We start from the raw sequence: 4,716 nt of genomic DNA, 5'->3' as shown, positions 1-4,716 counted from the left end.
GCTGACGGAATAAAAGAAATATTTGCAAAGTATTCAGGCATAGTTTTCAATAAAACAGGCCAAACAAATAATTTGATTTATCAAACGGCTTTATTTTGACGCTGAAATTTTGGGGATACTTCTCTAACAAATTACTTGACATAGCGATATATGTGGTATATTATATCATCTCTTTGATTAATATTTCAATAAAAAAGGTTGATTTAATGGTAAAAGTTGAGGCTGGAATCAATAAATCTTTAAATGAAGTATGGGATTTTTTTCTAAATCCAGGGAATTGGGGAAAATGGTGGCCGCGGGGCATTAAAAAAATAATCCCGGGGTGGGAAGAAGATGCGGTTATTTACTGGTCTGACGGCAGTGAATGCAATGTATGGAGTATAACGCCTAAAAAGATTGTCCAGTTTAATACCCAGTGGATGAGGACGACTTTTAAATTTAACGCCGCTGATGAAGGAATGATAATGCAGATAAAACTGGATGCGAGATGGGAAAAGGGTTTTAGCGGCAGGGGTATTGCTGAAAGGACTGAACTTGCCGGCGCGTTGTCAAAATTTAAAGACTATGTGGAAAAAGGGAAATAACGCTATTTATATATTAAATTCCCTTCGTTTAAAACATAGAAATGCTCCCGCGAAATTATATCGGATTTTCTGCCTGTAAAAAACAGGCACGCGCAGTTTGTTCGTTTTTGATATTCAATAAATGCCTTTAATAATGCATTTTTTTCTTCTATGTCAAGGCCCGTTAAAATATCATCAATCACAAGAATTTCAGGAAAAAGGACAAGCGCGGACGCAGCCGCGATTTTTCTTTTGCCCGCTAAAGGGAAATAAAGCATATCTTGGTTTTTTAGATAATCGTAATTCAAGGAAAGCAACCCAAAAATCCATTCGGTTCTTTCGATACTCTCTTTTTCAGGGACATTAAAATTTGCCAAACCGAAATTAATTTCCTGCCCAATATTTTCAGTCAGAAATTGATTTTCCGGTTCCTGGAATATTAAACCAATTTTCTGCCGGAATGATTTTGTATTTTTCTTTGAAGAAAAAGAAGGAAAATTTACTTCTCCAAAGCTTGGTTTAATAAGATTCGCGATAAGTTTGGCCAAAGTGCTTTTCCCCGAACCCGAATTACCATATATAAAAACAAATTCTCCCTTTGAAATTTTTAAATTTACATTTTTTAAAATTAAATTGCCTTTGTTAAAAATATTTTTATCCGGCGAGTAACCCGCGTTCTTAATTTCAAGAACAATTGAAGAATCGTCAGCGATTTGACTGGTATTGACCGGGATTTTTTCAGATAATATGGCGGAATCTGTTTTGATCTCTTCGATTTTTTTATTTTTTATATAAAATAAACTGTCACAGCCTGGGACAAATATGCCGTTACTGAAATATATAATGCCTATTTTATAAGATTTATGGATTGTTTTTACTATTTCCCAGAATTTTTTTTCATCAATTTCGTCCAACAAGGAAGTTGGTTCATCAAGAACAAGATATTTTGGTTTTAATGTAAGAAATGATGCGAGAGCGGCTATTTGTTTTTGCCCCCGCGATAAAGCATGGACAGGAAAAAAACGGAATTTTTCCAAACCGGTTATTTTTAAAGATTGAATGATTCTTGCAGATATTTCTTCTCCCGGGATACCGGAATTTTCAGGGCCAAAGGCCGTTAATTCTTCCAAAGTTGTAGTGAATATGCTGTTGTAATCGGAATTTTTACCGATATAAGCCGGTTTTTGCCCTGTGAAATCATATCCGTCAACCGTGATTTTTCCATTTCCCGGGGAGAGAATTCCCGCTATTAGTTTTGCGAGTGTTGTTTTTCCTGAACCGCTTTGGCCGATTATAGTGATAAATTTATTTTCCGGAATTTCAAAATCTATTTTATCCAGGAATTTCTCATCCTGGTTATACCCAAAGGATATTTGATTAAGTTTTATCATTTTTCGATATATTATTGTAACAAATTTTAATTTTATATTTCCATATAAATATGATATAATATTTTACATTTATAAAAATTAATAAAGGTGGGTCCATGAAAACAGAAACCGACCAGGCAGAAAGAAAGCTAAAGAAAACAGCGTGCGGCATTCGCAGGAATATAATAAAGATGCTGACAGAATCAAAAAGCGGGCATACAGGAGGGTCCCTTTCCGCTGTTGATATTTTAACATCGTTATATTTTTATAAAATGCGTTACAAACCCAGTGAGCCATATTGGACCGACAGGGACAGGTTTGTCTTAAGTAAAGGCCATGCGGCGCCTGCTTTATACGCTGTGTTGTCTGAAGCGGGATATTTCCCGAAAGAAGAGCTTGCGACCTTGAGAAAATTAGGTTCGCGCCTGCAGGGTCACCCGGACAGAAGAAAACTTCCCGGGGTGGAGGCATCGACAGGTTCACTGGGACAGGGTATTTCAATAGCCTGCGGTATTGCTTTGTGCGGGAAACATATTGATAAAAAAAGTTATCGTGTTTATGCCCTGCTCGGAGACGGTGAGAACCAGGAGGGGGAGGTATGGGAAGCCGCTATGTCCGCCGCTCATTATCACCTTGACAATCTTTGCGCGGTCCTGGATTACAACGGACTGCAGATTGACGGAAAGGTTTTGGACGTAATGAATATCGACCCAATTTCGGATAAATGGCGGGCATTTGGATGGAATGTAATGGAAGCGGATGGGCATAGTATCGGAGAGCTTACAAAAGTGCTTGATGAGGCAGAAACTGTAAAAGGCAGGCCAAGCATAATCATCGCGAAAACAATAAAAGGAAAAGGCGTGTCTTTTATGGAGGGAAAGGTAAAATATCACGGGACAGCGCCAACTTATGAAGAGTGCGAAAAGGGCCTGTGCGAACTTGATGAGTATGAGAAAAATATAAATCGTGAAGGAGCATAAAACGTGAATAGTAAATACATACTTATTACGGTTTACATTTGACGTTTCACGATATTATAGGAGGCGTAATGGAAGCAATAGCCACACGTGAGGCCTGCGGGCTGACACTGGCCAAACTCGGCAGGGTGAATAAAAACATTGTTGTTCTTGACGCGGATTTATCAGAATCAACAAAATCAATAATTTTTGCCAAAGAGTTTCCAGAGAGGTTTTTCAATTACGGAATAGCGGAACAGAATATGATGGCACAAGCCGCCGGGATTGCGTCATGCGGAAAGGTCGTATTTGCCCATACGTTTGCGATTTTCGCCTCAGGGAGGGCATGGGAACAGGTCCGTAATGGCATAACGGCAGGCGGTTTTAATGTAAAAATCGTTGGAAGTCATGGAGGTCTTTCCGTTGGAGCGGATGGTTTGTCCCATCAATGTATAGAGGATATTTCACTTATGAGAACAATTCCCGGGATGGTTGTAATTGTTCCTTCTGATGGAATAGAAACCGAAAAAGTCATTGAAAAGGCGGTTGAATATACCGGGCCTGTATATATAAGGACCTCACGCGCAAAATCACCCGTAGTAAACAACAAAGATTATAAATTTGAAATAGGGAAGGGAAATCTTTTGCGGGATGGGACCGATGTGGCAATTATCGCGTGCGGTATTATGGTTGAGCCTGCCTTAAATGCGGCAAAAGCGCTTGCCGGCAGCGGGATCCGCGCAAGGGTGATAAATATAGCATGTATTAAGCCTATTGATAAGGAAATGATAATTAAAGCGGCCAGGGATACAGGGGCAATAATTACAGCAGAGGACCATACGGTTATCGGGGGATTGGGCAGCGCAGTTGCTGAGGTCCTTGGAGAAGAATATCCGGTACCTTTGAAAAGAATCGGGGTTTTGGACAGGTTTGGGGAATCCGGTGAGCCGGATGAACTTTTTAAGAAAAACGGATTGACCACCGAAAATATTATAGAAGAGGCAAAAAGGATAATTAAAAGAAAATAATTAATATATGATTCAGCTTTATCATGTATGCAAAAAATACGATTCTTCCGGATTTGTCTTGAATGATATTAACTTGTTAATAAAACAAGGTGAATGGGTTGTTTTGAAGGGCCGTGAAAAGACAGGTAAAAGTACGCTTATTAAACTTCTTTGCGGAATAGAAAAACCCACACGCGGAGAAATGATTATTTGCGGTCAGAATCTTTCCTGTATAAAAAAGGAGAAAATTTTTCTTTACCGGCGGCAGCTTGGAATTATTCCCGATGATATAAATTTATTAAATGACAGGAGCCTTTACGCTAATATCGATTTGGTTTTCAGGTTTTACGGTTTTTCTTCAAGAATCAGGGAAGCGCGTATTTATGAGGTATTATCGCTGGTCGGTCTGGAGAAGAAAATGGATGTTATATCGTCTAAACTTAGTGAATTTGAAAAAAGAAAACTTGTCATTGCAAGGGCCCTGGTTAATAGTCCGCGGGTTATTTTAGCTGATGATATTGACAGGGGACTGGATGTGTCTGAAGCGGAAGAGATTTATCAAATATTTAAAAAGTTAAGAACACAGGACAGGGTTATTTTATTTTCTACAAGGGAGGAAAGGTGTTTCCTGCGGGGTTTGAGGGAAGTTGAATTGACCAGTTCCGGCAGAATTTCAGAAAATTAATTAAATGAATAGGTTCTGTTGAAATCCTTTAATATATAGCCCGAAGAAGACGAAAAGCTCCTCCAGAGAGAAATCTTTGGAAAAAGGAGGAGCTTTCGTGAAACAACTTACAAGCTATGAACAGTTTATCCTGGT

Annotated in this window: 5 protein-coding genes; 4 read left to right on the top strand and 1 reads right to left on the bottom strand. The window is 38.8% G+C overall.

Annotated features, from left to right (window positions below; translation table 11 throughout):
- Positions 1-206: 206 nt before the first annotated feature.
- Positions 207-584 carry a hypothetical protein gene (locus tag AB1498_12765; GenBank protein MEW6089164.1) on the top strand — a complete coding sequence of 126 codons (378 nt, stop codon included), beginning with the start codon at positions 207-209 and terminating at the stop codon, positions 582-584.
- A gap of 2 nt (positions 585-586) precedes the next feature.
- Here AB1498_12765 and AB1498_12760 read toward each other — a convergent pair whose 3' ends face one another.
- Positions 587-1,954: an ATP-binding cassette domain-containing protein gene (locus AB1498_12760; protein ID MEW6089163.1), complete on the bottom strand. Its 1,368-nt coding sequence runs from the start codon at positions 1,952-1,954 to the stop codon at positions 587-589.
- A gap of 95 nt (positions 1,955-2,049) precedes the next feature.
- On the opposite strand from AB1498_12760, the gene AB1498_12755 reads away from it, so the two are divergent.
- The 3 genes from AB1498_12755 (at position 2,050) to AB1498_12745 (ending at position 4,581) form a co-directional block, all read left to right on the top strand.
- Entirely contained in the window at positions 2,050-2,913 is an 864-nt protein-coding gene (locus AB1498_12755; protein ID MEW6089162.1) for a transketolase, read from the top strand.
- A gap of 68 nt (positions 2,914-2,981) precedes the next feature.
- Positions 2,982-3,917, top strand: coding sequence for a transketolase family protein (locus tag AB1498_12750; protein MEW6089161.1), 936 nt, complete (start codon positions 2,982-2,984; stop codon positions 3,915-3,917).
- A gap of 7 nt (positions 3,918-3,924) precedes the next feature.
- Complete coding sequence (locus AB1498_12745; GenBank protein ID MEW6089160.1) at positions 3,925-4,581, top strand: ATP-binding cassette domain-containing protein; 657 nt, start codon at positions 3,925-3,927, stop codon at positions 4,579-4,581.
- Positions 4,582-4,716 lie beyond the last annotated feature (135 nt).

This window comes from bacterium (genome assembly GCA_040754625.1).
GTDB lineage: Bacteria > JACRDZ01 > JAQUKH01 > JAQUKH01 > JAQUKH01 > JAQUKH01.
The sequence above is the reverse complement of the archived record's forward strand: the minus strand, read 5'-3'. Positions and strand labels throughout refer to the sequence as shown.

Coding starts and splice junctions, on each gene's coding strand:
- AB1498_12765 (MEW6089164.1), top strand. CDS start 207: ATGGTAAAAGTTGAGGCTGGAATCAATAAATCTTTAAATGAAGTATGG.
- AB1498_12760 (MEW6089163.1), bottom strand. CDS start 1,954: ATGATAAAACTTAATCAAATATCCTTTGGGTATAACCAGGATGAGAAA.
- AB1498_12755 (MEW6089162.1), top strand. CDS start 2,050: ATGAAAACAGAAACCGACCAGGCAGAAAGAAAGCTAAAGAAAACAGCG.
- AB1498_12750 (MEW6089161.1), top strand. CDS start 2,982: ATGGAAGCAATAGCCACACGTGAGGCCTGCGGGCTGACACTGGCCAAA.
- AB1498_12745 (MEW6089160.1), top strand. CDS start 3,925: ATGATTCAGCTTTATCATGTATGCAAAAAATACGATTCTTCCGGATTT.